At 58.8% G+C, this 25,789-nt stretch carries 24 protein-coding genes and 1 pseudogene; 17 read left to right on the forward strand and 8 right to left on the reverse strand.

Annotated elements, in window-relative coordinates; genetic code table 11:
* Positions 1-201 precede the first annotated feature (201 nt).
* The 11 genes from SJQ66_RS19800 (at position 202) to SJQ66_RS19850 (ending at position 11,808) form a co-directional block, all read left to right on the forward strand.
* Positions 202-519 carry an ElaB/YgaM/YqjD family protein gene (locus tag SJQ66_RS19800; protein ID WP_024902064.1) on the forward strand — a complete coding sequence of 106 codons (318 nt, stop codon included), beginning with the start codon at positions 202-204 and terminating at the stop codon, positions 517-519.
* A 54-nt stretch (positions 520-573) separates the two neighbouring features.
* The gene (locus SJQ66_RS19805; RefSeq protein ID WP_024902065.1) at positions 574-951 is read left to right on the forward strand and encodes a phage holin family protein; all 378 of its coding nucleotides are present in this window, start codon (positions 574-576) and stop codon (positions 949-951) included.
* The gene (locus SJQ66_RS19810) at positions 948-1,274 is read left to right on the forward strand and encodes a hypothetical protein (protein WP_046152736.1); all 327 of its coding nucleotides are present in this window, start codon (positions 948-950) and stop codon (positions 1,272-1,274) included. The genes SJQ66_RS19805 and SJQ66_RS19810 overlap by 4 nt, the downstream gene beginning before the upstream one ends.
* A 55-nt stretch (positions 1,275-1,329) precedes the next feature.
* Positions 1,330-1,593, forward strand: coding sequence for a hypothetical protein (locus SJQ66_RS19815; protein ID WP_253462835.1), 264 nt, complete (start codon positions 1,330-1,332; stop codon positions 1,591-1,593).
* A gap of 379 nt (positions 1,594-1,972) precedes the next feature.
* Complete coding sequence (locus SJQ66_RS19820) at positions 1,973-3,361, forward strand: sigma-54-dependent transcriptional regulator (protein WP_024902069.1); 1,389 nt, start codon at positions 1,973-1,975, stop codon at positions 3,359-3,361.
* 382 nt (positions 3,362-3,743) lie between these two features.
* Positions 3,744-4,112 carry a hypothetical protein gene (locus tag SJQ66_RS19825; protein ID WP_157685760.1) on the forward strand — a complete coding sequence of 123 codons (369 nt, stop codon included), beginning with the start codon at positions 3,744-3,746 and terminating at the stop codon, positions 4,110-4,112.
* 709 nt (positions 4,113-4,821) lie between these two features.
* Positions 4,822-7,791: a response regulator gene (locus SJQ66_RS19830; RefSeq protein ID WP_024902071.1), complete on the forward strand. Its 2,970-nt coding sequence runs from the start codon at positions 4,822-4,824 to the stop codon at positions 7,789-7,791.
* 145 nt (positions 7,792-7,936) lie between these two features.
* Entirely contained in the window at positions 7,937-9,334 is a 1,398-nt protein-coding gene (otsA, locus tag SJQ66_RS19835) for an alpha,alpha-trehalose-phosphate synthase (UDP-forming) (RefSeq protein ID WP_253462837.1), read from the forward strand.
* A 207-nt stretch (positions 9,335-9,541) separates the two neighbouring features.
* Positions 9,542-9,934, forward strand: coding sequence for a chemotaxis protein (locus SJQ66_RS19840; protein ID WP_253462838.1), 393 nt, complete (start codon positions 9,542-9,544; stop codon positions 9,932-9,934).
* On the forward strand, positions 9,931-10,689 hold the full coding sequence (locus SJQ66_RS19845) for a response regulator (RefSeq protein ID WP_320535218.1): 759 nt from the start codon (positions 9,931-9,933) through the stop codon (positions 10,687-10,689). The genes SJQ66_RS19840 and SJQ66_RS19845 overlap by 4 nt, the downstream gene beginning before the upstream one ends.
* Before the next feature lie 255 nt (positions 10,690-10,944).
* Positions 10,945-11,808: a YihY/virulence factor BrkB family protein gene (locus SJQ66_RS19850; protein ID WP_024902075.1), complete on the forward strand. Its 864-nt coding sequence runs from the start codon at positions 10,945-10,947 to the stop codon at positions 11,806-11,808.
* 120 nt (positions 11,809-11,928) lie between these two features.
* Here the strand turns inward: SJQ66_RS19850 and rpoN are convergent, their stop codons facing one another.
* Complete coding sequence (gene rpoN, locus SJQ66_RS19855; protein ID WP_046152776.1) at positions 11,929-13,506, reverse strand: RNA polymerase factor sigma-54; 1,578 nt, start codon at positions 13,504-13,506, stop codon at positions 11,929-11,931.
* A gap of 762 nt (positions 13,507-14,268) precedes the next feature.
* Between rpoN and SJQ66_RS19860 the strand changes: the two genes are divergently transcribed.
* The 3 genes from SJQ66_RS19860 to SJQ66_RS19870 all read left to right on the forward strand — a co-directional run bounded on the left by SJQ66_RS19860 (position 14,269) and on the right by SJQ66_RS19870 (position 15,658).
* Entirely contained in the window at positions 14,269-14,667 is a 399-nt protein-coding gene (locus tag SJQ66_RS19860; protein WP_320535219.1) for a BON domain-containing protein, read from the forward strand.
* A gap of 116 nt (positions 14,668-14,783) precedes the next feature.
* Entirely contained in the window at positions 14,784-15,137 is a 354-nt protein-coding gene (locus SJQ66_RS19865; RefSeq protein ID WP_024902078.1) for a BON domain-containing protein, read from the forward strand.
* 206 nt (positions 15,138-15,343) lie between these two features.
* The gene (locus SJQ66_RS19870) at positions 15,344-15,658 is read left to right on the forward strand and encodes a hypothetical protein (protein WP_024902079.1); all 315 of its coding nucleotides are present in this window, start codon (positions 15,344-15,346) and stop codon (positions 15,656-15,658) included.
* Between the two features lie 236 nt (positions 15,659-15,894).
* Here SJQ66_RS19870 and SJQ66_RS19875 read toward each other — a convergent pair whose 3' ends face one another.
* Entirely contained in the window at positions 15,895-16,368 is a 474-nt protein-coding gene (locus tag SJQ66_RS19875; protein ID WP_407691552.1) for a PA2169 family four-helix-bundle protein, read from the reverse strand.
* 379 nt (positions 16,369-16,747) lie between these two features.
* On the opposite strand from SJQ66_RS19875, the gene SJQ66_RS19880 reads away from it, so the two are divergent.
* Complete coding sequence (locus SJQ66_RS19880) at positions 16,748-16,939, forward strand: DUF2188 domain-containing protein (RefSeq protein ID WP_024902081.1); 192 nt, start codon at positions 16,748-16,750, stop codon at positions 16,937-16,939.
* 89 nt (positions 16,940-17,028) lie between these two features.
* Here the strand turns inward: SJQ66_RS19880 and SJQ66_RS19885 are convergent, their stop codons facing one another.
* Both SJQ66_RS19885 and SJQ66_RS19890 read right to left on the reverse strand, forming a co-directional pair.
* On the reverse strand, positions 17,029-17,442 hold the full coding sequence (locus tag SJQ66_RS19885) for a DUF1488 family protein (protein ID WP_024902082.1): 414 nt from the start codon (positions 17,440-17,442) through the stop codon (positions 17,029-17,031).
* 238 nt (positions 17,443-17,680) lie between these two features.
* Positions 17,681-18,184: a YbhB/YbcL family Raf kinase inhibitor-like protein gene (locus tag SJQ66_RS19890; RefSeq protein WP_024902083.1), complete on the reverse strand. Its 504-nt coding sequence runs from the start codon at positions 18,182-18,184 to the stop codon at positions 17,681-17,683.
* A gap of 302 nt (positions 18,185-18,486) precedes the next feature.
* On the opposite strand from SJQ66_RS19890, the gene SJQ66_RS19895 reads away from it, so the two are divergent.
* Positions 18,487-18,708 carry a hypothetical protein gene (locus SJQ66_RS19895; protein ID WP_024902084.1) on the forward strand — a complete coding sequence of 74 codons (222 nt, stop codon included), beginning with the start codon at positions 18,487-18,489 and terminating at the stop codon, positions 18,706-18,708.
* A 234-nt stretch (positions 18,709-18,942) separates the two neighbouring features.
* Positions 18,943-19,536 carry a nitroreductase family protein gene (locus tag SJQ66_RS19900; RefSeq protein ID WP_024902085.1) on the forward strand — a complete coding sequence of 198 codons (594 nt, stop codon included), beginning with the start codon at positions 18,943-18,945 and terminating at the stop codon, positions 19,534-19,536.
* A 76-nt stretch (positions 19,537-19,612) separates the two neighbouring features.
* Here SJQ66_RS19900 and SJQ66_RS19905 read toward each other — a convergent pair whose 3' ends face one another.
* From SJQ66_RS19905 to SJQ66_RS19920, 4 genes and pseudogenes are all read right to left on the reverse strand, one after another.
* Positions 19,613-20,506 carry an MIP/aquaporin family protein gene (locus tag SJQ66_RS19905; protein ID WP_024902086.1) on the reverse strand — a complete coding sequence of 298 codons (894 nt, stop codon included), beginning with the start codon at positions 20,504-20,506 and terminating at the stop codon, positions 19,613-19,615.
* A 168-nt stretch (positions 20,507-20,674) separates the two neighbouring features.
* Positions 20,675-22,186, reverse strand: a complete 1,512-nt coding sequence (gene glpK, locus SJQ66_RS19910) for a glycerol kinase GlpK (RefSeq protein ID WP_024902087.1) — start codon at positions 22,184-22,186, stop codon at positions 20,675-20,677.
* Between the two features lie 212 nt (positions 22,187-22,398).
* A pseudogene (gene glpD / locus SJQ66_RS19915) lies at positions 22,399-24,009 on the reverse strand (glycerol-3-phosphate dehydrogenase); the annotation flags it as partial.
* A 383-nt stretch (positions 24,010-24,392) separates the two neighbouring features.
* The gene (locus tag SJQ66_RS19920; protein WP_036007701.1) at positions 24,393-25,178 is read right to left on the reverse strand and encodes a DeoR/GlpR family DNA-binding transcription regulator; all 786 of its coding nucleotides are present in this window, start codon (positions 25,176-25,178) and stop codon (positions 24,393-24,395) included.
* Positions 25,179-25,789: the final 611 nt, after the last annotated feature.

The raw sequence follows: 25,789 nt of genomic DNA on the forward strand, positions 1-25,789 counted from the left end.
GCGTGCAGTCGGCGCCATGCGTCCGCATGTTTCGCCGCCGTGATGGACGTTGATTTCAGCATACCGGTAAGTGTACTGCTTTTTTACAAGAATAACCTGCGTGGCATGAAAAATGCTTTTTGTCTTTCCCATGTCCTCTCACGTCGATATGCGCGGTACGCGCAGCGTTCTAAAAGAGGGCAGGACTTATAAGGAGGGCGTATGGCGGATACATCGGTAAAGCTGGCATTGGGACGCGCGAAGGTCAACGAGGACCTTCGCGTTCTTGCCGCCGACACGCAGGAGCTGCTGCGACTTACCGCATCGGCGAGTGGTGAGCAGATTGATGCGTTGCGCGCGCGTCTGACGGAGCAGCTTCGCTACCTGCGTGAGCGTGCGCGTGAGCAGCAAGAGGTGAGCGTTGCCAAGTGCGCGGGCGCGGCAGCAAGCGCGGACGAATTCGTGCGCAGTAGTCCATGGCAAGCGCTTGGTATGGCGGTGGCCGGTGGCATCGTACTCGGTGCGCTTTTGACGCGTTGAGTGGCAGGTCCGGCAGGGCGATTTATTTATCCCGCAAGGCGGAGGAGCGCGTGTATGGCACAGGCAAGCCTGGTGCAGTCACTCAGTCATTTGATCTCTGGGGTGATTGCGACAACCAGTAGCCGATTGCGGCTTTTGGCGTTGGAGATCACGGAAGAGCGTGATCGTGTTCTGGCACTGCTGGTCGCGGCGCTCGTGGCATGCTTTTTCGTTTTTCTGGCGGTTATCTTTGCCGCTGTGCTTGTCATCGCGATTTATTGGGATACGCCTTACAGGTTGGCTTCTATCGGTTGGCTCGCGGGCGGCGCGTTAGTGGTTGCTTTTCTCGCGGTCGTTTTCTTTATTTATCGGGTGAAGAAACCGACAACGTTGTTCAACCACAGCTTGAGTGAATTTGAAAAAGATCGCCGTGCCGTGGAGACGTTGGAATGAATGGCCGCCTCGATCAGCCCGGTGCCAGGCAGTCGGCCGCGCATAAGCTAGCCAAACCCCCAGTGTCAGTGCGCCGGCAGCAGTTGCTCGATGATATTGCATTGCAACGCAGCGGGCTGCAGGAGTCCGCACGTACCTTGATTGGTCCGCTGCGCACCATCGACCGTTTTCGGCAAGGTGCGAGGCAGCGCCGGCAGTGGCTCTATCCCGCGGCGCCGATTCTGGCGCTGCTCACGTGGCGTCTGCGACCGCGTCTGGCTTCCTTGCCCGGTCTGGCGGCACGGGCGTTCGCGGTGTGGCGGATCGTTAAACACTTTCGCTGACATGGCGTGCAGCTTGCCGATCGAAAGTCGCAAACCCATATTCAGGAGACAAATTATGAACCGGAAATCGGGCGTGATGGCCGCCGCCGCATTGTTGAGTGGCGCGGCGGTCTGGATCTTGCGGCGTAGCGCGGCAGCATCGGCGGAGGCGGCGGCACAAGCCGCGCGGCCGTTGTCGCGCTGGGAAGGCGAAGGCGGTGCCCCTGCCGAGGTGGCGGCGGCTGGCACGCCACGTCGGAGCCGGCGCCGGCCTTCGGTGGCCTCCAATCGCGATGATGTCGGATCAACGCCGCATGCATGGGTATTCCCGCGCGCGTGATGTAAATCGTCAGCGCTCGGGTAGGGTGCCGTGGCGCACCGCGAACGTGTCGTCGTTATCTCCCGCAATGCATTGGCTCGGCATAGCTAGGTATTTTCCGTTCGCCAGGGGGGCGCTCTGCGGGTACCGGTGCGATTGCGCCAAGCGCAGGATCAGGGCGACCTGTCGTCTATCTCTATAATCCGTATAATCGATCGGTCTCATTTGCTGCGGGAAACAACCCTTGCGGTAACGTATGCAGTGGCGCGCGTGGTAGCTGGTCGAAAGGGCCGGATGCCGCGTCAGTCGATGATGACGCCGCCACATGGGAAGCGTATGGCGAATGCACGTTTCCTATCTGGGGCTTTCGTGGCGGAACAGTCTATTACAACAGTCAAACATGCCACATATTCTCGTAGTCGACGATGACACCAACACCCGCGAGGCGCTGGTGGACGTGATTGCAAGTGATGGACTCACGATTGCCACGGCGGGGGATCTGCGCGAGGCGCGCATCCAGATCGTGCGGCAGATGCCGGACGTGGTGTTCACCGATCTGAAGCTGCCTGACGGCAACGGTGTGGAGTTATTCGAGGACCTCGATCCTCGCACCGGCGTCGAGATTATTGTCTTTACCGGTCACGCAACCGTGGAATCGGCAGTAAATGCATTGAAGATGGGCGCCACCGATTATCTGGTGAAGCCGGTCAATTTCCAGCGTGTAAAAGCGATCATCAACCGTATTCCGCGCGCGGGCGATCTGAAAGCGGAAATCGGTAGTCTGCGCGGAGAGCTGCGACGTTTCGGCCGCTTTGGTCTGATGTTGGGTAACTCCACGGCCATGCAGGCGGTTTATGACCAGATCAATCGTGTCGCACCGACAGCCGCTTCTGTGCTGCTCATCGGTGAGAGCGGAACCGGCAAGGAATTGGCGGCGCAGACGGTGCATGAGCTAAGTCTGCGCCGCAAGCACGAGTTTTTGGCGGTAAATTGCGGCGCGATCTCGCCCAACCTGATTGAATCGGAAATGTTCGGCCACGAACGCGGCAGCTTCACCGGCGCGGATCGTCAGCACAAGGGGTATTTCGAGCGGGCGAATGGCGGGACGCTGTTCCTCGACGAAATCACCGAAATGCCGATCGAGCTGCAGGTCAAGTTGCTCCGGGTGCTTGAGACCGGTACCTTCATGCGCGTGGGGACCGCCAAGGAAATCGAGACAGACGTGCGCCTCATCGCGGCAACAAATCGAGACCCGGAACAGGCCGTGCTGGAAGGCAAGCTACGCCTTGACCTGTACCATCGTTTGAACGTATTCCCGATTCAGTTGCCGCCGCTTCGCGAGCGCGAGAACGATGTCCAGCTACTGGCGGATAGTTTTCTCGGTGGGCTCAACGAGCGCTACAGTACAAAGAAACGGTTTCCGGTGTCCGGTATCGAAGCGATGCTGGCGTATAACTGGCCGGGTAATGTGCGTGAGCTGAAGAACTATGTGCAGCGCGCTTACATCATGTCGGCGTCCGACGACGTGAATACCGCCGCCGTGCCGCTGCAGATTTCACTGTCGAAGCCATCGGCGGGTACGTCCGTCACCATACCTTTCGGTACATCGCTTGCGGAAGCCGACCGTCAATTGATCCTGGCGACACTGGACCAATGCGGCGGCGTAAAAACGCGTGCGGCCGAAATTCTGGGCATCAGCTTGAAGACGCTTTACAATCGGCTGGTGGAATACGGTGACGATGCGCGCAATGCGACCGGCGACACCGACTCGTCGACGGAACTCGCATAGTCGGCATCGTTATCGCGCCGTATGCGTGAGATGACGGCACCATGGACGGGGCGCTGGATGAGCGCCCCGTTTGCATTTCTATGATCCGCATCACGATCGTCGAAGCGCGCATGCGGGCAAGAGGAAGTCAATTGCGGTGGCGCACGACCTCGTGTGCTGAATGGCATGCAGGGCTCACGTATAGCACCCCTGCGCGACTTTAACACCAACGTGCGTCCGGCATTCTGTCTTCTTGCATCGACATCCGTTCGCGTACGCGCATCCGCTTGGCGTTTTGCTGACGTTGGGCTTTGCGCTCTTTGCCGTGCTCCCGGAAAGGCCGATCCTCGTTGAGTCGGGGACGACGGACGGTGTGCGACATGATCATCTCTCTCGAAGTGCGTTGGAAGAAAGCGCCGCGGGACATGGCCTGCGGCGCAATTGTATTGGGACGCCGGGTCCCAATGCCGCGCGGATGCGCCGCGATCATTTAGCAAATGGCATGCCATCAGGTTTCGTGCGCGGCGCCATAGACATGGCGATCTGCGCGGGCGGCCGATTCCGCCATATACAGCTGTCCGACGTATTGAATGATGTGGCCCGCATGACTGGCCGGGTAACCGCGGCGTGTTCAAGGAGGGGGCACGCGCATAATCTACGTCGTAATCGCAGTTTCTACTCAGCGCTTGCAGATACTGCTTTGACTGCGTCCGGGACGTTGAAAAAAGCTTTTCGCATGGCGTTTTTGCAGGAGGTGCAATTTACGGCATAAACCTTGCGCATGCTTTTATGCGTTCGTCGGTGAACGTAACCAGCCACCTTGAGGTGAGATAAGGGGAAAACATGATGTCTTTTGTTCCAGGTTCCATGCATCGTCGCGTTGCCGACGTAAGGCGGCCTCCTGAATGGCGCGCGCATGCCATGCCGCTTTTGCACGGCATTGGCGGACATATCTGGCTGCAAACCCCCGAGCCACCTAGCCCCACCGAGATACCGCCTATTCCACCCACGCCACCCATCGAACCGCCTGAACCTCAGTCACCCCCGATGGAACCACCGATGCCTGACATGCCGCCGATTGGTGATCCCCCTCGCGGCCCGGAACAGCCGTCCGCGGCGTCATGAACTGCAGGTCAACGGCCCTACCGTGCAACTTTCCCGCATGGCAACGGTTAATTTTACTGATGTCATAGTGTCAACACGGAGCAAAGTGGTAAAGTAGACAGTGTCGTCCTAGCCCGGCGCATTCTTCCAACCCGCTGAACCTGGCGCGCCTCCGGCTGGCTTGTCCCATAAACCGGGATGCCGGCGGCACGAATCTCTTCGTTTCGTCGCGCATGCTTCCGTTTCTCCTTCGCCGTCCGCGTGCCACTGTTTCAAGGCCCTGTAAAAGGTCTTGGCGGGCTATGCCATCCGCGTTGCCTAAAGCGTGCGCCATCAGCAGCATCAATGGCGGCCGGGTGCGGCAAGCAGTCCCCTTGATGGCGACGGTGATAGCGCTGAGTGCTAGTGTGCCTGCCTTCGGCGCGGACATTACACCGCGCGAGTGGTCGACCCTTCTTGCGCTTTCTTCCGACTGGACCGGTCTCGCGATATCGATCGGATTACTGCTGCTGGCTTGCGCGATCATTTGCGGTGCCTTTGCCGGTCGCCGCCTGCAGGCGCGTCGCCTACGCGGTATTCGCACGCAGGCGGCTGATCGCTATGCCGACTCCGGGGAGGCGGTGGTGGTCGCATCGTTGTCCGGGGTAGTCCTGTACATGAATGCGGCTGCGGAATCCCTTCTTGGCGTTTCGTCGCGTGACGCGCAGGGCGCCTCTATTCGCGCCTTGTTGCCGCTCTGGACAGAGAGCGGCAAGCCGGTCGATCCAATGGATCCGTCGTCCGCGCTTGATTCACAAGGTGCGTTCGCCGATGTCGACGGTTTCGGTACGGAGGGGGCTGCCGTCGATGCAATGCCTGTCTTGCGCCGTGTAGCAACATGGACGAAATCCACGGTCGAACGAGTCAATGCCGAAGGTAATCGCGCCGCACCGGACATGATGGGGACGGCACGAGGTAAAGACGCCACCATCGCGGTGGCCGACTTGCCACTGATGATCGCGCCCTTGGTGCTGAGGAATCCATCCGGTGTCATCGATGCCGTTGGGGTGATGCTGCGCGACGGACGTGCGGTGCGCGCGAGGCTTGCTCGCGACAGCCATGCCCGACACATTAACGGGGCCTCGGTAGATGCGATCATCGGCGTTTCGGCCAACGAAGTGATTGGTAGCTGGAATCCCGGCGCGCGCTCGATGTTTGCGTATGAGGTGGAAGATGTCCTGGGCGAGTCCATTGGCATGCTCGTCAGCGCGGATCGGCATGCGGTTTTGTCGCAGACGGTACGAATGGCGATCGCTGGCGAACGGGTCGTTGATCGTGATTTGACGATGCGATCCCGCGATGGGCGGGAATTCGACGTGTCGCTCGCCGCCTTCCGGGTGACATTGCCGGAGGCGCTGCGTGCGGCCGATATCGCGGGCGCCACGCGCGTCGTGCTTGTATTGCGGGATATTGGCGAGCGGCGGCTCAGTGAGCGTCGCGTGCGGCATCTTGGTGCGCAACTGGTGCGCCGTGCGCAGGAGTTGCAGGCTATTTTCGATATCGCGCCCGTTGGTATGGTGATTGCGGACTCACCTGACTGCCGCCACGTTCGCCCGAACATGGCGCTGACGACGATGCTCGGTCTCGAACGCGCGGCCGAGTTTTCGTTCGATGGTGGCGCGCAGACCGGCTATGAAATCTGGCAGGGCGACGCATTGCTGCAGGAAGCCGACTCGCCGCTGCATCGCGCGGTACGCGGACGGTGTGAAATCGTACCTACGGAATTGACGCTACGTTCCGCGCAGCGTGAGTGGACGATCATGGCGTATGCGGCGCCTGTTATCGACCAGGATCATAGCGTGGTAGGTGCCATTGCGGTCTTCGTCGATATTTCCGAGATGAAAATCGTCGATGCCGAACGCCAGCAATTGCTGTCGGAAGCGATTGATGCCCGACGCGCCGCGGAGGAGGCGAGCCGCTTGAAGGAAGAGTTCCTCGCCACCGTGTCGCACGAACTGCGCACCCCACTGAATGCGATGCATGGCTGGCTCGAGATCATGCAACGCAAGCCCGATGCCGAAACGCAGGCACGCGGGATGGACGTGATCCGCCGCAACGTGCGGGCGCAGACGCGGGTCATCGAAGACATCCTCGACGTCTCTTCCTTTGTAAAGGGCAAGACCCGTCTGGTGGTACGACCCGTCGACTTGCTGGAAATCGCGCGGGCGACGGCGGAATCGCTGCGGCCAACGGCGGACGCCAAGTCGATCTCGCTCCTTGTTGAAAACGATATGCCCGCAACGTCCGAATGCGACGCGGCATCGAATGTGGTTACGGTCGCTCCGGTGAACGGAGACCCTGAGCGCATTCAGCAGATTGCATGGAACCTGTTGTCCAATGCGCTGAAATTCACCCCGGAAGGTGGTACGGTAGTGGTATCAGTCTATTCCGCGCAGGCCGGGCAAGGCACGCATCGCGGAACGGTCGTATCGGATCCCGTCGGGAACACCGAGGTGTCTGGCGTCTTGTCGCTCGATGAGGCGGCCGAGCTCGCGGAGGCGGGCGCAGCGTCGCGTGGGGCGATGTTCGTGTTGTCGGTGCGTGACACCGGCGAAGGCATCGCGCCGGCTTTCCTGCCTTTCGTATTCGATCGTTTTCGCCAGGCGGATTCGTCGATTGAGCGCCGGCATTCGGGGCTGGGGCTGGGGCTCGCGATCGTGCGGCACTTGGCCGAGCTTCACGGCGGATACGCCGCTGTCGAGAGCGACGGCCTAGGGCTAGGTGCCACGTTCCGGGTCGGCTTCCCCGCACGACCGGTATTGCGATATACGCCGTTGTCGGAGGATGGTGCCGATGATCGAGACATGGCGGCCCCGTCGTCCGGGAATGCAGGTTGGTATGTGGTCACCGCGGCAGACAGTGCCGCGGCACTCGCCGGCACAGCGGGCGGCGTGAAGAACGAGGAAGTGTATCAAGGCCGTCTTTATGGCATTGGTGTGCTGGTCGTCGAGGACGATCAGGCCGCGGCCGAAATCATCGCGGAAGCATTAAGCGATGAAGGGGCGGATGTGCGTCTTGCCGACAACGCCGAAACGGCGTTGCAAGTACTGGCGGAATGGCAGCCTCAGGTCATCCTGTCCGACATCGGCCTGCCCGGGCGTGACGGTTGCGCGCTCATTCAGGCCGTGCGTGCCATGGACGGATCGATCGCAGCCATCTTCGCCGTCGCTGTCACTGCCTATGCCGGTGTGGAGGATCGCGCGCGCGCCTTGCGCGCGGGTTTCGATGCATATTTGGTCAAGCCTGTGGCGCCATCACAGTTGATCGATATGCTCGCCCTCAGCGGACGTCCTGCCGTCACCGAGTAAGATGGGCGCGCGCGTACGCGAGGTCTGGTGGGAATGGCATTAGCGAGTGACTTGTACCGCATCATGTCAGACCACGTTGCGATATCTCATCCAGGCACGATTTTTGCATTAATTGTAGAATCGTCATGTCAAAGTGGATAGATGGATGAGTCGACTGGTAGTGGTATCGAATCGGGTCGCACCCAGCACGGAAGGCAAACCGGCGGCGGGCGGTTTGGCGATTGGTGTGCTCGATGCGTTGAAGGAGACGGGCGGCCTCTGGTTTGGCTGGAGCGGCGAAATTGTCCCCGAGGTGCTGGCGCCAACGGCCGAAACCCGGGGTAACGTCACATTCGCGACGGTCGGATTGACCAAGCGTGATTATGATCAATATTACCGGGGCTTCTCCAACAATACCCTCTGGCCGGCATTTCACTACCGCAACGATCTGCTGCGATACGATCGCCAGGAGTACGCCGGCTATTTGCGCGTGAACGAAGCATTGGCGCAGCAGTTATCGGTGTTGCTGCAGCCTGACGACGTTGTCTGGGTGCATGACTACCATCTGATTCCTTTCGCCGCGGCGCTACGCAAGTTGGGCGCCAAACAGCCTATCGGCTATTTCTTGCATATCCCTTTTCCGGCACCCGAGGTGCTTTATACGGTGCCGCCGCACCGTGCGCTGATCGAAGCGTTGATGCAATACGACGTCATCGGTTTTCAAACCGTGCAGGACGCGCGGTCATTCAAGGACTACGTCGTGCGGGATGCAGGCGGTGAGGCGTTCGAGGATGGCCGGGTCCAGGCGTTCGGCCGTACGGCGCGCGTAGGCGCCTATCCGATCGGTGTATATCCGGATGCCATCGCAGCATCGGCGCGCGACTATTCGAATCGCCGGCTGGTTGCCAGCGTCCGTGAAAGCATGCGCGGCCGGGCATTGATCATGAGCGTCGACCGCCTTGATTACTCGAAAGGGCTTGGCGAACGTTTCGCTGCGTTTGAGCGGTTGATGCTATCCTCGCCGGGCCTTCAGGGGCGGGTGTCCTTGGTGCAGATCGCGCCGCCGACACGTTCGGATGTTACAACGTACCAACGGATCAGGCAGCGCCTCGAAGGGGAGGCGGGCCGGATCAACGGCCGCTTTGCGCAGCTCGACTGGACCCCTATCCAATATCTCAATCGAAAGTACGAGCGCAACGTGTTGATGGCGTTGTTCCGTGCGTCGCAAGTGGGTTTCGTTACGCCGTTGCGGGATGGCATGAACCTCGTCGCGAAGGAATACGTGGCGGCGCAAGACCCTGACGATCCTGGCGTATTAGTATTGTCGCAGTTCGCCGGCGCAATCGACGAGATGCAGGGAGCCCTTGTCGTGAATCCTTTCGACGTTGCTCAGATGAGCGAGGCGCTTGAACGGGCACTGACAATGGCGTTGCCGGAGCGGCAATCGCGCTACCGCGACATGATGACGCGATTGCAGGAAAACAATCTTTCAGTCTGGCGAGATACGTTCATGCGTGATCTTCGGGCCGTGAAGCGTCCGCGAGGTAAACGCCAGGCCGCATGATGTGGTAAAGGTTGCGTCGTTTTGCCGGATTTGCCCGGTGTACTCTTACCCATCTTCATCGATCATTCATCTTCGTGTCATGGTGCTGACGTTTTTACCTGCTGGTACGTCTTTTGCATCTCTATACGCAAACGAGCGGTCTCCCGTGTGCCATGTTTTGTGCGTGGGTAGGTGAGACCGTCTTACACGAATGCAGGAGGAAGCGTTATGTCAGGAAGCACTTTGCATCCCCCCGAAGACGGCAGACAGGTCTTAGGTCGCGGTCATGACACCGGTGCACTCGGACCGAGTGATTCAAGTGATTCGGGCAGTGATGTGCAAGGGGCGGTCCGGCACCCTCGTGGCGTGGAAAGCGAACTCGACACGCATGCGCTGGAGCAGGGCGATCTCGAGTTGAACAGCGACACGGACCGCGCCGGTACTGGCGAGCGTGCCGCGGCCGACGGCGCCGGCACGACAGTCCTCGATGCCGACCTGGTGCCCGATGCCATGGATTCGCTGGCGGACATCGCCGATGGTAGCAGGAGCGCCTCCGTCGACGATAACGATGGCGCGGTTGAACAGGCGGCATTCGATATCGAAAAGAGAAGGCGTGCATGATGGCAATGGGGAATGCGAGCAAGAACGTGTCGCCGACGTGGTATCGACGGGCTCCGGTGGCGTTTGAGGAAGCCGAGCCACGTGCGCGGGCCGCGCGTAAATTGCGTGTCCTGGTCGTGGATGACAACACGGACGCTGCGGCAGCGCTGTCGTTGCTGGTGGAGTGCTGGGGCCATGATGTGCGTCTTGCCTACGATGGCGATCAGGCCATGCGTATGGCGTCAGGCTATAGCCCGGACGCCGTGCTGCTTGACATCGGATTGCCTGGCATGAGCGGATATGACGTGGCGGCTTCTTTGCGAGCCAGTGAGACGCAAGTGCAATCGTCATGCGATGCGTTGCGGGCCGTGCAAACGCAACGCACTGTGCAAGAGATGAGCGATCAGGTAAACGCCGCGGCATCGTCTCAGGCGCGTGCGCGTGCGCGTGCGCGTGCGCGTGCGCGTGCGCGTCACGGCAGGCAGGCTGCTCAGCTCACCAACGATGCGGAGCAAGCGCCGCCGCGTGCCTTGTTGGTGGCTGTCACCGGCTATGGTTTGCCCGAGGATATTGCAAAGGCACGCGCGGCAGGCTTTGACTTCCATGTAACCAAGCCAAGTAATACCGCACTGCTCGAATCCTTATTGGCGCGTTATGCCGGTCGTTTCGATGGGCTGTCGCAGCTTGCCGAAGGCCGTGGTGATTGCCAGGAGGAGGGCAGGGTGACCGGGCCGATGATGCCGACGGAGGCATTGGCCGCTCTATCTTCTGTTTGAACCGGGCCGCGCCATTATCGCCTGGAGAGCGGCCAACGCAGCGCGTGCATAAAGCCGCTTTTCGATCGACGCGCTGGTCTGGATTTTTCCGCGCCCATGTCATTGCCAAAATCTCCCTTGTCGATGTCTGACCCGGATGCTCCGGGAGACGCAAGCGGCCCGCTTTTGCCTTGCTCAGGTAAAGCAGAAGCCGACCCGGACACTTCTGGCTACTCTGCCGGACCGTTTCCCCATATCACTGGCCGAATAGCTATCGTGACTGAGCCGCTACGGTGGTGGTTCGAACATCGCTGCGCGTCTTTATCCGCATCCATCGCTTTTTACTCCGCATTTTCGCTCGCGCCAACGCTGGTGCTGATCATTGCAATCATCAGCTTTTTCTATGGTGCGGAAGCGGCGCAGGGGAGATTGGTCGCCGAGATTAAGGATTATGTTGGCGATCAGGCCGCCACCAGCATCCAGGCGATGATCAGTAGTGCGTGGAACGCGCGGGTGGTCGCCGGAACCACGGTCATATCGGTGATAGTGGTTGCCGTGGGCGCATCAGCGACATTCGCATCGTTGACTACCGCACTAAACGATATTTGCCCGCCTCTTGTCACGGCCGGCCGCGGCGCACGCGCCACGATTACCAAACTGATTCGAACAAGATTGATTTCATTCGCCCTGGTGATTGGCGCGGGATTCCTGATCGTCTTCATGCTCGTGCTTGACACCGTTGTCAAGGTTGCGGAGGCGTGGGTCATCGGTGATGCATCACATGCAGTGATGCTAGCGGATGTGGTGCAGAGAGTGCTTAGTTTCTTGATCCTGTTTGGCGCATTTACCGCGGTGCTCAAACTCGTACCGGATGCATTGCTGGAATGGCGATGCGCGACGTATGGCGGATTTACAAGTGCTTTCCTATTTTCAGCCGGGAAAAATGTCTTCAGCTTTTATCTTGCTCATGCAGGTACGGCGAATTCATTCGGTGCCGCAGGCTCCTTCGCTGTTGTCTTGATGTGGCTGTTTTACTCGGCGGCTGTTTTCCTGTTGGGTGCCGAGGTCATGGCGTCGGCAGCACGCCGGCGTGGTCTGCTCGCGCCATTAATGGCGCCATCGGCTTTGAAAAAGGTTTGATGCACATCCCCCGTCGGTGCCTGCATCTATTGCAGGACTGCTGCCACGCAGGTTCAACTTGCAAGCATATCGTTTCAAAGGAAGCGCCGGGCCGGGCGTGGCGTGGGTGCTTCCTTTTGCTCATGCACCGGCCCGACGCAGTTCGGCCGGGGGTACCTTCATCAGCCGCCGATACTTGGCCACGGTGCGACGGGCGACGATCACCCCCTGTTGTGCCAGCAGTTTCGCCAGACTGACATCAGACAGTGGCGCGTCATTGTTTTCCGCCGAGATCATTTCCTTCAACAGCGCGCGGACCGCCGCGGCACTACAGGTTCCGCCGCTTTCGGTTCCCAACTCGCGAGGGAAGAAGTGCTTGAATTCGAATATGCCGCGCGGTGTCGCCATGTACTTGTTGCCCGTCGCTCGCGATACCGTCGACTCATGTAGATTGAGTTGGTCCGCCACGTCTCTCAACACCAGCGGCTTCAATGCGATCTCGCCATAGTCGAAAAACGCGCGCTGGTGTGAAACGATCACTTCGGCTACCCGTTGAATCGTGGAAAACCGTTGCTGCACATTGCGCAACAGCCACCGCGCCTCTTGAAGTTGCTGCGCCAGCGGGGAGCGGCTGCTGCCCTCGCTTTGCGCGAACATGTCCGCGTACATCCGATGTACCCGCGCGCGTGGCATGACTGCGGGGTTGATGGCGACCGTCCATTTGCCCTTGACTTGTCGGACAATGACGTCTGGAATCAAATATTGATGTTCGTCCACTGCCGTGCTTTCGCCCGGCTTTGGGTCGAGCCTGCGAATCAGTGCGGTTACCGTTCGCAGCGTGTCGGCGTCGCATCCCAGGCGTTTTTGTAACTCCGCGTGTTCCCGTTTTGCCAGTCGCCCCAAATGCGCGCCGGCCAGTTCGATGGCGAGATCACGGTGACGGGAGGCGGGCAGCGCTTGTAATTGCAGTTGCAGGCATTCCCCCAGATTGCGTGCTGCAATGCCGGGCTTATCCAGCGTCTGTACAAGCGTGACTGCATTGTCGAGTTCTTCATGCGTCAACGCCGGATCGCAATCACTGATGTCCGCCAGTTCGTCGAATGACATCCTAAGATAGCCATCACTTTCTAGCGATTCTATGACGATCAACGCCGCCAGGCGATCGCGTGAGTCGAGGGGCGTCAAGCGCAGTGATTGATGTAGTTTTTCGCGTAAAGACGGCGCCGCGTGCATCCACTCGCCGGGGTCGAAGCCGTCGCCGCCATATTGACGGCTGCTGTAAGGGTCCGCGCCGTCGCCGCCGCCCTCATTGCTGCCGTCGTTTGACCCTAATTCCTGCATCTCGCCAATACCGCTGACGCCTTCCGCGCTCGTCAGCCCGTCAGGACCACTTTCCACGGTATTAGATAGATTGCCGTCACGCATTGCATCATTGGCGTTGCTAATGGCAGCGCTTGCGGCATCGCCGCTAAATGCGGCGCCGTCGAAATGATCAATACTGTCGGTAGCACTGCTGTAGGCTGCTGCCGTGGTGTAGTCGAGGACTTCACCGCTGTCGGAGGCCTCCTTTGCCACGGCGTTTGCACGCTCGCCCGTATCGGCTTCATTGCCTGATCCCGGCTCGTCGCTTTCAAGGAATGGATTGCTCGCTAATGCGTCGTTTACTTCCTGCGTGAATTCCAACGCAGACAACTGCAGCAACCGGACGGACTGTTGCATGCGCGGCGTCAAGGTCAGACTTTGTTTGGCGCGAAGTTCAATCGATGGGTGGTTCACTGGCTACCTCGGCAATCGTCTGTGTCATTTTGCAAAAGAACGGGAGTATCGCGAGCGCACCGCCCGTGTCGATGACATCCTGCAGCCCCGGATCAGTACCGGCTCGCGTTGTGACGTCAACGAACTAAATGGCTTGTTGGCGCGGTCATGGGGCCGCTTAACCGCCGCCAGGCGCAAAAGGTGCAGCAGGTGCGATAGCGGGTATGTCGGTGTCAGCTCGGGCGGGTCGTGGAAGAAAATCGCGTGACCCTATGGGGAGTAACCGGAATCGGTTCTTGCTGCGCACCGGAACATATCAAGTCTGCCGTTGCGATGATCTCTTAGAGCAACGAGTGTGCCAGCTCTCCAAATTGTGTTCTTTTACCTGCATGCAACCGCCTGGCCGAGGTTTGGCTGGCGGTAAAAGTGCGAAAGATTTACGTGAGCGGACGCTGGAATTGCCGTTGACGTCGTGTGTACGCTTGTGTCCGCTGGTGAGCGCAGGGCCTGGTATCGCTTCGCAGGAAATGGGCCGGTATTCCCCTACGTATGTCGCGTGCACACCGACGGGTGGGATGCGAATGATCTATATAACGCACGTTGCCGCTTACTTTCCTTAGCGACTTGGTCACCCCCGGCATGGCGTTTGCTTACTGTCACGCTTACTAATGATGCGGATGGATTGCCAGTGATTTGGCTGACACATCTCGACACACCTCGAAGCACATGCGACAAGATAGTAACGGCAGTATCGGTTATCAGCGATGTGCAGACCTGATGGAGGTAGCAATGTGGCATCAGACGATTCTTGGCAGTCGCTTTGCAACACTGCGGAATGCTGATGACGGCCCTGTTGGCGGTGGCGTGGGAGTCAAAGGCGATGCTGCGTGGAATGCCAATCGTCGTGGAACGGACGACGAATTAGCAACAGTAATTGCAACGCGTCTTGCTTCAGCGGATGACGCGGATACAGATCGCGTGCATGTGGCCGTGCAGCGTGCTTGGGTGACGCTGCAGGGCGAGGTGCCTAACCGGCGCAGCCTGGGTTCGATCGAGGCGCTTGTCGCCAGTTGCGACGGCGTAGTGAGGATAGTTAATCGAATGCGAGTAGGCTATTCGCATTGATCAGGCAGGGCAGTAAGCAGGCAGGGAACGATGGTTACGTCACGGACAAGCATCCGATACGATGCTGCCGGTACGCGGCGGAACTATCTTAATAACATCTACAAGGGAGAATGACCATGAAGACAACCCATTTCATCAAGGCCGCTGGCGGCGCTGCGATTTTGGCATTGGCAATGTCGGCCAATGCGCAAGTGACAGTGACCGGTGGTGATACCGCTTCCTCGGCACCGCATGAAACTGCCAGCGAGAAGATCAGCGATGGTGCCTTGACGACGAAGGTCAAGGCGTCCTTGGCTGCGCAGAGCAACCTGAAGTCACTGCACATCCACGTTAAGTCGACGAACGGCGTTGTGCGTTTGACAGGGTCTGTGCCTGACGCAACGCAACGTTCGTTGGCCGGTGAAACTGCGGCGAATGTCAGCGGCGTCAAGTCCATTCGTAACAACCTGAAGGTTGTTGCAACGAAGTAAGCCCGTCTCGGCGAGCGAGAGGGTGCGCATCGCAACTCCGGCGCCGAGGTACGCATCTTGCGGCGTTAGTTCCTGGAAGCTGTGCGAAGTAGATAAGTGGTCGGCGAAGCTACTTACTTCGGCACTGCTCCAAGTGAAAGTGGAAGTTTTGCGCTACTTTCCACTTACCGCGATGCAAAATTTTTGAGATAGACAGGAGGACAAAAATGCGTAAATTTATTTCGCCGAAGCTGGTGTCGTATGGTGTAGCTGCGTTGATCGCCGCGGGTGCTGCAGTTCCCGTGTTTGCGCAGTCGAATACGGATGGCACAACCAATTCCGACGTAACGGCCAAAAGTACGACGGGTAGCTCGCTGACGGGTAGCTCGTCCCCGGGTAAGGGACATCACACGAAGCACACGAAAAAGAGTGCCGCAATGAGCGACTCGTCGAATACCGGCACGGGCATGAGTCAACCGGCGACGGGGAGCAATATGGGCGATATGCACAACATGAAGACGAATTCGTCAAACGGCGGTTAACCGATATCGTTGCCGGATGCAGCATGGCGGAAACGCCGTGCAATATCCGGATAAACACATGAGTAATATCAAAAGACGGGCTTAGGCCCGTTTTTTACGAACGTGATGATGAGGGGGGGCTGGTTGGAGATGGATCAAGAGAGAAACGGGCTTGTGGATGGCCCGCTCTCTCTTGCACTTACCCCTTCACACTAGCCCGTTATCCTTTCTGTGCAGCGCAGCGTTTCGTGCCACTGTCACTGGTGTGGGCTGGCACGCCATTGATTACGTAGGTCCCGGATTTGATCATGGTGCTGTACTACGCCTTGATACTGGCGTTCGACCAGCGCACGAACATCCGCCGGTAAATCACGGTCAAGTGCTTTGCGATAATGCGTTTTTGCGCTGTCCTCACCCCGTTCGACTTCTTCCAATATTGCCGTATCGTCATTTGATCCTGCGGCAGCCTTGATCTGCATCCATCCGCGATGCAATGCGCCTGCAACGGAGCCGCTGGATTCAGGTTTGCCGCCGTGCAGCGTTACCACACCTTGTAATTCTGTCGCAGCGCGCGCGCAGTCCGCCGCACATTCGGAAAACAGCGCCTTCAATTGGCTGTCATGTGCGCCCGAGGCGGCCTGCCTGAATCCTTGTTCGCCGTCCTTGGACACTTCAATCAGGTCGTTCAGTATCGTATTAACGGTTTTATCGATATCCGTGGCATTTTGCATGGTTGTGCTCCTGACATTGTCGGCAAGCGGACCTTGCCGATAGGGTACGAATCAAGATGCATCCCGCGTGCCAGGACGTGTTCCGGTGAACAAGGGTTTTCCCGCGTGGGCGGGTAAGTTTTGCACGGTGGATTGTCGCGCTTGCTACTGCAATCTTTGTGAAGTCTCCCAATTTCGTCGATGACGCACGTGACACCTTGGTTCTTCACGATCGACTTGCCCTGGCACACCAGTTGCTTATAGGACATCACCAGACGCCGATGCACACGCTGCACGGCGAGCCGGGCAGGGAAATTGCGAAAGCGCGGGCCCGCCGGCGCGGCGTACTGGATCGGGGTCGATGAGACGCCCACCCAACCGAACGGAAAGGAGAAATCGCATGTACTACGACACGTCGAACGAAACGATCTACCGCGTGCTGCGGGGTAAGGATGGACGTTGGGAGGTGACGCAGGAAACGGCGAAGCGGCCATTGGCACGGTTTGATCGTATGGACGACGCGATGCAGTACGCGCGTGATGTGCAGGCGGAGAATCGCCGTTATGCCTGGTTGACGACGCGTCAGGCGTAAATTCCGTTCCGGGTGTTCCCATAAAGCCGCAGCGGTGGCGCACGTAAAGTGCGTTACCAATGCGGCTTTTTCATGGTACGCGGTGCTGTCTAGCGACGTCCTGCCGTTGCCATCATCGCCAGGCTTCCGTCCGACTCCCCTTCCCGATCTGTATTCGCCCCAAAACGGCGGCCCATCGCTGCCTCGACGAACCGGAACATACCGCTGCGCAAGATGACGGGATTGCCCTGGCTCCGTTGCAGCGCGACGTTGCAGACTGCCAGAATGCGCGACCGGCCACGGCGGAACGCGTCCAGCAGGTCGTTTTCGAATGGACCACGCGCATCGAAATGATCTTGCAGCGCTTCCGCCGAAACGGCGCAGATGACGGGCTCGCCATCCACGCGCACGACAAAACGGACTTCAGGAGGCGACCCGTGGAACTCGGGATCGATGTTCGGGAAGAAGCAGTCCATGAAAGACCTCACGTTCGCGAGATAGCCGCGCGGCTGTATTGCCGGCATGGCCCTGACAAGATAAGCGTGATGCGATGTTGCAGCGCGCCAATCAGGGTAAAGTCGGGTGGCTAAGCGATCGACTGGTTTGCAGTGAGGTATTACGCCGCCACGTTGTATTACACCCTGATTTCGAAAGGCGCAAGCAAACAACGTGCCGATGCTTGCGAAAAAGCCGGAGCGTGGTCGCACTCGGGCACCGTGCCGCGTGATCTTCACGGCACGTGGCCGTCCAGCTCCGGGTGCATCACGTGATGGCGTAATAGCCTGTGAGCGTTGCCGATGCCACCTGGTTCAGATGAATCATGAAACGGGCCACGGCATTTGTGGCATCGGGTGGCAGCGGTAGGGACGGAACCTTCAACGCATGGATCTGGAAGATATAACGGTGCGGTTTATCGCCTTTTGGCGGCGCCCAGCCACCAAAGCCGCGGAAGCCATAATCGTTGAGCATCTGCGTTGCGCCTTGCGGCATGAGGTCGCCGGAGGCCCGACCCGCGTCGGTTGGCAAGGATCGTGTATCCACCGGGAGGTTGATCACGACCCAATGCCAGAAACCACTGCCTGTTGGCGCGTCCGGATCATAGACTGTCAGCGCCAGGCTTTGCGCATCGCTGGGCACCCCTTCCCAGCGTAGTGATGGTGAAAGGTTCTTGCCGTTAGTCCCGAAATCAGGATTGTTCAGTTCCTGTTCCTTGCCGAAATGGCTGTCGGCGGCAAAGTCATCGGAGAAAAGGCGGAAATCTGTCATCGTGGCGGCTCCTTGGCAACGTAGTGAATACCATACAGTGTAGCGTCCACCAGCGAGCGCCACCAATTGAAAGGACCGGCAACGCTTGCCATGAGCAGACAAGCCATGGCGCAGGGAGGCCATGCATGGTCTTGACGTAACTACCGGCGGCATGGCGTCAAGCACTGTCGTGACTTGGTCGGCGGATGTGGGGGCGCGCGTCGGCGAGATTCCGTGGTTGCTGGTATAAAGGATGTAAGCGGCATGAAATATCCCGCACGCGTGCTCGGCGCCAGGAGGCGCGTTTGGTCAGGAGGCAGCGTATGCCGGAGCTTAGGTTTAAAAAAGGCGATATGGTCGCCAATGCATTTGTCAATGCGCTTGAAGACGGGCGCTATCGCGGTCTCGTGCTGCTGTCGCGAGACGGCGGCACGGCGGATGATGCACAGGTTTATCGGGCGGAACCCACATTGGATTCCGAAAGCGAGGCGCTCGAACAAGCGGGTGCTCTCGCGCAACACCTTCTCAAGCGCTACGAGAATTAGCCGTCATTACGTGTCGCGTGCTCCCGCTCGGCACACGTCACGCTGTTCGTCATGATCCCCGTCTGATTTGATGTGATGCCTGCCTACCGCCCCGGTGCGCCCATTGCGGTGCGCTGTCACGGCGTCGACAGGGCAAACTTTTCCTACATAGGGTATTTTTGAGTTTTTATGGCATGCCGCGTCATCGCTGTGTTGCGCGGTGCCGATAACCTTCTCTGATCTAGGAATAAGAATATGAGCAACAATCCACGCCGTCCTACCCATCCGATCGATTCCATTTTTACGGAACGCTGGTCGCCGCGTGCTTTTTCAAATGAGGAGATTTCAGAGGATGCGTTGTTGACGTTGATCGAGGCGGCGCGCTGGGCACCGTCGGCCTACAACTCGCAACCCTGGCGTTTCGTCTACGCTCGCCGTGGCACGCCGCAGTTCGCGTCGCTGCTGGCCTGCCTGGTTGAATTCAATCAAAGTTGGGCCAAGCATGCATCGGCGCTGGTTTTCGTGGTCTCGAATTCGGTCATGCGGCCGCCGGGCGGTGACAAGGACGTTCCATCACGCAGCCATTCGTTCGATGCCGGTGCGGCCTGGGCATTTCTGGCGCTGCAAGCAGCGAAGCTGGGCTGGTACACCCACGGCATGACGGGCGTGGATTTCGACAAGGCTTTTGTTGACCTGGGCGTGCCTGCCGGGTTCCACGTTGAAGCAGCCTTGGCCATTGGCCGTCTGGGCGACAAGAGCCAGTTGCCTGAAGGCCTGCAAGCCCGAGAGGTACCGAGTGATCGCCAGCCGCTATCGAACATCGCCTTCGAAGGGCGCTTTCCGCAATAAGCGGCAACGTGCCGGCACCGCCACGACGATTATCACGGCGGTACCGGGGCGAGGGTCGTTATGATCGAATTCGATCTCAAGAGGGTTTCACCGAGGTCGTGCTTGCCCCGGTGTTAGCGGACCTCTTGCCCGCGACGGTTTCACCCGATTTTGCCCTTGCCGTGCTCAATGCCGCGAGCCGGGCCGGCAGGAACGGATAAATCAAGGTTTGAAACGCTGCCGCGCCCAAGACGCCGCCAATCAGAGGGCCGACGATCGGCACCCACCAGTAGTTGTCCGGAGACGGCAACGCAGACGTATTCCACCCTGCAACATACGCGAGCAGACGAGGGCCAAAGTCCCGTGCCGGGTTCAACGCCCACGCTTCCAGGTATCCCATCGAACCGCCGATCAGCGCCACGAGCAAGCCGATCATCAACGCACTGGTATTCCCTTGCGGTGCCACCTCGTTGAATTTCTCGGTGATCGCGAAAATACCGAATACCAACAATGCGGTCAAAATGATTTCATCGACAAATGCATGCATCGGGCTGATTGCCAATCCGGGATGTGTGAAGAACACACCGGCCGCACCGCCATCGGCGCGTGTCAAGTGGTGCGTTGCGTTGAAGTGATCAATCACCGGGCCGAATAACAGCAGTACGACCGCCGCGCCGATAAAGCCGCCCACGACCTGGGCGAGCCAGTAAGGCAGCAGTTTCCTGGCGGGAAACCCGCGGAAGAGCACCAAGGCCAATGTAACTGCTGGGTTCGCATGGGTGCCGGAAATGGACCCGGTGACGTAGATCGCGATCATCACGGCTAGTCCCCAGCACATGGCGACGCCCCAGTAGGCGTTCAGATAAGGGCTCGGATCATATAGCACGTACATGGCCGCTACTGAGTCGCCGAAAGCAATGATAATGAAAACCGCGACGGCTTCCGAAATCAATTCGCCGACAAAGCGACGGCGCGCGAAGGTCGTTTCCACGAAGGTCTCCTAAATGCTGATCAATTATTGTTGCCACAAGACGGTAGGAGTCCTGTCTGATAGGGCGGGCGATACTTGCATGGATAACCTATGCAAATATCGCGCATTGCATCACTCGACAGCGGCGTCACGGTGTCTTGAAGTGCCGTCTTCGAGCTGCATGCATTGTTACGCGGCGGAGGGCTGGTCCTCGGCCCACGCGATTGTCGCCTTCAAAGCACGGTTCCATTGGTTAACATAGTGGTCGCGCGTTGCGGCATCCATGCGGGGTTCAAAGCCACGGTCTTCCTTCCACTGCTGCTGGATGGCTTCTATATTGGGCCAATAGCCGGTCGCGAGGCCAGCCAGATACGCGGCGCCCAGGGCGGTCGTTTCTATGACGGTCGGGCGTATCGTCTTCGCGCCGAGCATATCAGCTTGAAACTGCATCAGCAGATTGTTCGCGGCGGCACCGCCATCCACGCGGAGCTCGGGAATGGGAATGCCAGAATCCGATTCCATCGCTCGTAGCACATCAAGCGACTGATAGACAATGCTTTCCAGTCCCGCGCGGGCAACATGGCCGTCTCGGGTATTGCGAGTCAGACCGAACGTCGTGCCGCGAGCACTGGCCTCCCAGTGTGGTGCGCCTAAGCCGGTGAAGGCTGGTACCAGATAGACACCGCCATTGTCTTCGACCGAAGCAGCAAGCCGTTCGACGTCGCTGGAGCGCTGGATGATCTTCAGGCCATCTCGCAGCCATTGCACCACGGCGCCACCAATGAAGATGCTGCCTTCAAGCGCGTAGTCGACCCGATCACCAATTTTCCATGCGATGGTCGTGACAAGATTATTTTTTGATTCCATCGGCTTGGGCCCGGTATTCATCACCAGGAAGCATCCCGTGCCATAGGTATTCTTTACCATGCCGGGCTCGGTGCACATCTGGCCGAAAAGCGCGGCGTGTTGATCTCCCGCAATGCCGGCAAGTGGAATCCTCGTCGCAAAGACGTCATTGGTCGTACCGTACACCTCGGACGAACTTCGTACCTCGGGCAACATCGATTCAGGCACATTGAACAACTTCAACAGTTCAGGGTCCCATTGCTGCGTATGAATGTTGAACAGCATCGTCCGTGATGCATTCGTGATATCGGTTACATGTTGCTCGCCTTTCGTGAATTTCCACATCAGCCAACTGTCGACGGTGCCGAATGCCAGCTCGCCGCGTTCGGCTTTTGCTCGCAGCGATTTGTCGTTGTCGAGAATCCAGCGAATCTTCGTTGCCGAGAAGTACGAATCGATCGGCAGGCCGGTTTTTGCTCGAACCATCTCGGCGTGCTGTGCCGCTTTCAGTTCATCGCAGAATGCCGCGGTTCGCCGATCCTGCCAGACGATCGCGTTGTAGACAGGCTTGCCGGTCGCACGCTCCCAGACGATCGTTGTTTCACGCTGGTTCGTGATGCCTATCGCGTGCACGTCGGCGCTGGTCAAGTTGATGCGTGTCAAGGCTTCGGTGGCGACGCCTGCCTGTGTCGACCAGATCTCGTCTGGGCAATGCTCCACCCAGCCATCCTTGGGATAGTGCTGCGTGAACTCGCGCTGCGCGGTAGAGACGATTTGCCCACCATGATCGAACACGATCGCACGGGAACTCGTCGTGCCTTGGTCAAGCGCGAGAATGTATGCTTTTGTCTCCATCGTCCGTCTCCTTTATCGTTCGTTATTGATCTGATTGATGCGTTCTGTCGCGGTGTTCAAGCCATTTAAATGCGTGCTTCGGAACGGTGTCCATCATGGGGATCCGCATCGCTCGAATCGTCGGCTGCCACACTTGCAGCACCAGTTGTCGAGAGCGCTGTCGGTGCCGGTGCCATGGGTGACGCGACGGCGCCGGTTGCATTGTTGGCGACTGCCGGGCTCGACGCCGCGCGTTCGGCAAACCACTGGGACAGCCTGTCAGCGTCTTCTGCCGAGCACATTAACCCCAGTTTCGTACGGCGCCACAATATGTCTTGCGCAGTACGCGCCCATTCGTGCGTCCACAGATACACAAGTTCGGCTTCGTATATGCCTGGCGCCCACTCCGATCCCAGTCCGGCCAGCGTTGTTGCCTTTGCAATCAACGTGTTGATGCATGTGCCATAGGCACGCGCGTAGCGATGCGCCAACTCGGCCGGCAGCCAGGGATAGCGTCGCCGAACGTCGCCGAGGAAGGCCGCAAAATCCGAATGCGGCATATCGCCACCAGGTAGTGTCTCGTGCTCGGTGACCGATGGGCGCGTTACGCCAAGCGGCCCCGCCAAGTGATCGACGGCTTCCTCTGCCAGCTTACGGAACGTCGTGATCTTGCCGCCGAAGACCGACAGCAATGGCGCCTGGGCATCGGGCGCATCGAGGTCGAGCCGATAGTCGCGCGTGACCGCTGACGGATTATCGCCGGCTTCTTCGAGCAAAGGACGCACGCCCGCATAGCTCCAGACCACGTCCGACGGGGTGATGCCTTGCTTGAAATAGCGATTCACCGACTCGCACAAGTACCGTACTTCATCGTCACTGATTTGCACGCCGTTGACCGCATCGGGATTACCATCCATTTGCACGTCGGTCGTGCCGATCAGCGTGAACGCCCCTTGGTAGGGGATGGCAAAGATGATGCGCTTATCCGGGTTCTGAAAGATGTACGCGTGATCATGCTCGAACAGCTTGCGCGTGACGATATGGCTGCCCTTGACCAGCCGCACGCCGTGATCCGCCGGACTGCCTTGCACGACATCGCGCAGCAATTGATCAACCCAGGGACCGGCGGCATTCGCGATGCCGCGCGCGCGGAGCGTGGTGGTCCGCGCGCTACCATCGGCCGACAGTCTGTCGATACGCGCTTCCCATCGTGGACCGGCGTCGGTGTGGATACGGCGCGCGCTGACGAGCTTTGCGCGCGTCATGATGTGCGCGCCCATATCGGCAGCGGCCTTCGCATTCAACACGACGAGACGGGCGTCGTCGACCCAGGCGTCCGAATAAATAAAGCCGCGCGTAATCGTATCGATCAACGGTGCGCCGACGGCCGAATTGCGCATTGAGATGCTTGTCGATCCAGGAAGGACGGCCCGTTTTGCAAGATGGTCGTATAGAAACAGGCCTGCCCGGATCATCCATGCCGGCCGGAGGTCAGGCTGATGCGGCATGACGAAGCGCAGCGGCCAGATAATGTGCGGCGCACTACGAAGCAGTACTTCCCGTTCCTGCAGTGCCTTGCGCACCAGAGAAAACTCATAGTATTCGAGATAGCGCAGACCGCCATGGATCAGCTTCGTACTGGACGAGGAGGTGTGCGACGCCAGGTCATCCTTCTCGCATAGCGCCACGCGCAAACCCCGACCCGCGGCATCCCGTGCGATTCCAACACCATTTATGCCACCACCGATGACGAGCAGGTCGACGTCTTGTTCCGCAAGACTCGGCGTCCCGGCCGACAGCCCGTGGCTTGCCTGTTGCTGATGCGTTGCTGATTGCATTGTCATTTCACCATGTCCGCTGGATCCGGGATCGTGTTCGTATGCCTATGGGCGTTATATCGTGCCTGGTGCAATGCGACTGCCCGACTCGGTGCCTGAGATCGGTTATCACCGTTTTGCAGCGCAACGTGCGCGGTTTGACGACATGGCTGCCTGAGGGCGCATCGCGCACTGAGCTTGGCGGAAAATTCGCATTAGGACATCTCTTGCGAAGAATACGCATGAAATGTTCGTTTACGAAAATATAAAGTCCGAAAGCGAAAATAGAAAATAAAGAAAAGCAATTTATGCTATCAATATAATAGCAATTATCTATCGTTCGACGGTTATGAAGCCTGCAGCCTGGCGAGGAGGCTTACCCACGGCGGAACGGGACGCGACGTATCAGATCAAGGTGCAATGAAGACCTGCGTCCCTGCATTTTCGAAAATCTCACGCATGCCGGGGGGGGGCGGCTCGTCGGTAAAAAAGGCATGGATGCGTGACATATCGGCTAGCCGAACGAGCGCGGAGCGGCCGAATTTCGATCGATCCGCGACCAGGAACACCTGACGAGCGTTCTCGATGATCGTGGCGGTGACGCGGACCTCGCGCGTATCGAAATCGCGCAGCGTACCGTCGGATTCGATACCCGAGACGCCGATGATGGCGAAGTCAACCTTGAATTGCTTAAAGAACTCGACCGTCATGTCGCCTACGATGCCGCGATCCCACGGCCGCACCGTGCCGCCGGCGATCATGACCTCGCAGTTTTTGTAGTCGCACATGGCACTGGCCACATGAGGGTTGTTCGTAATCACATGCAGTCCCTCGTGCCGGTGCAGGGCATGCGCGACTTCTTCGGTGGTGGTTCCCAGATTGACGAACAGCGAAGCCTGATGCGGAATGTGGCCCGCCACCAGTTGCGCGATGCGTCGCTTCTCCTCTCGAAACATCTGCTGGCGCGCCGTGTAGGCCAAGTTTTCCGCGCTCGTTGGTAGGCTGGCACCGCCATGATGGCGGCGCAGCAAGTTCTGAGCGGCGAGTTGGTTGACGTCGCGTCGAATGGTTTGATGGGTAACGGTGAGTACGCGGGCCAATTCATCCACCGTGACGAAGCCGTCGCGCTTCAATATGTCCAACAACGCCTGTTGACGCGGATGAAGCGCGACCGGTTTTCGAGTCCCTCCTCCCATGGCGGGGTCCGCGGCCGGCGAGTAGCGAGAAGCCGATCCGGTCGTTTGATCGATGCCGGAGGACGTTGGCGGGTTTGGCATGTGCGGCCGTGCTTCGTCTGAATTCACATCGTTCCCTAAGGCTTTTCGCATTCGTCTCATTGTGGATTCGGCGCCGGTAAGGCCGGTTGCAGCCGCAAGCGGGCGGAGGGCCTTCGCTATTGTAAAAGACCGCATGCGATTTCTTTTTTATCGGGCGCCAAGACACGACGGAACGTTTCAGGAGCGCGCGGAGACGGCGCATGAATCGATCGTTTGTCAGTGAATTATCAGCGTAAGCGCCATATGCGTTGTGCACGTGACGAGTGGGCCGCGGTCCCGGAGATAAATCAGCGATTACCCGCGTTAGGACATTTCGCTTGAGAGCCATTCGGAAATCCGCTAGTCAAACGTGTAAAATCACGGCTGGCGACGCGGACCAGAGGCCAGTCGCGGCAAAGCGCCGCGTGGTGCCCGAAAAAGTGCGGCGATTTGACGCACGTCGACGTCGTTAATAATCAATTTCCACAATTTTCAGTGTAAAAATGTCGCAGGTGGAGGTATTCTCTGCGCACTTCCATTCATGGGGCTCG

This window comes from Robbsia andropogonis (assembly GCF_034047095.1).
In the GTDB taxonomy this organism is placed as follows: domain Bacteria; phylum Pseudomonadota; class Gammaproteobacteria; order Burkholderiales; family Burkholderiaceae; genus Robbsia; species Robbsia andropogonis.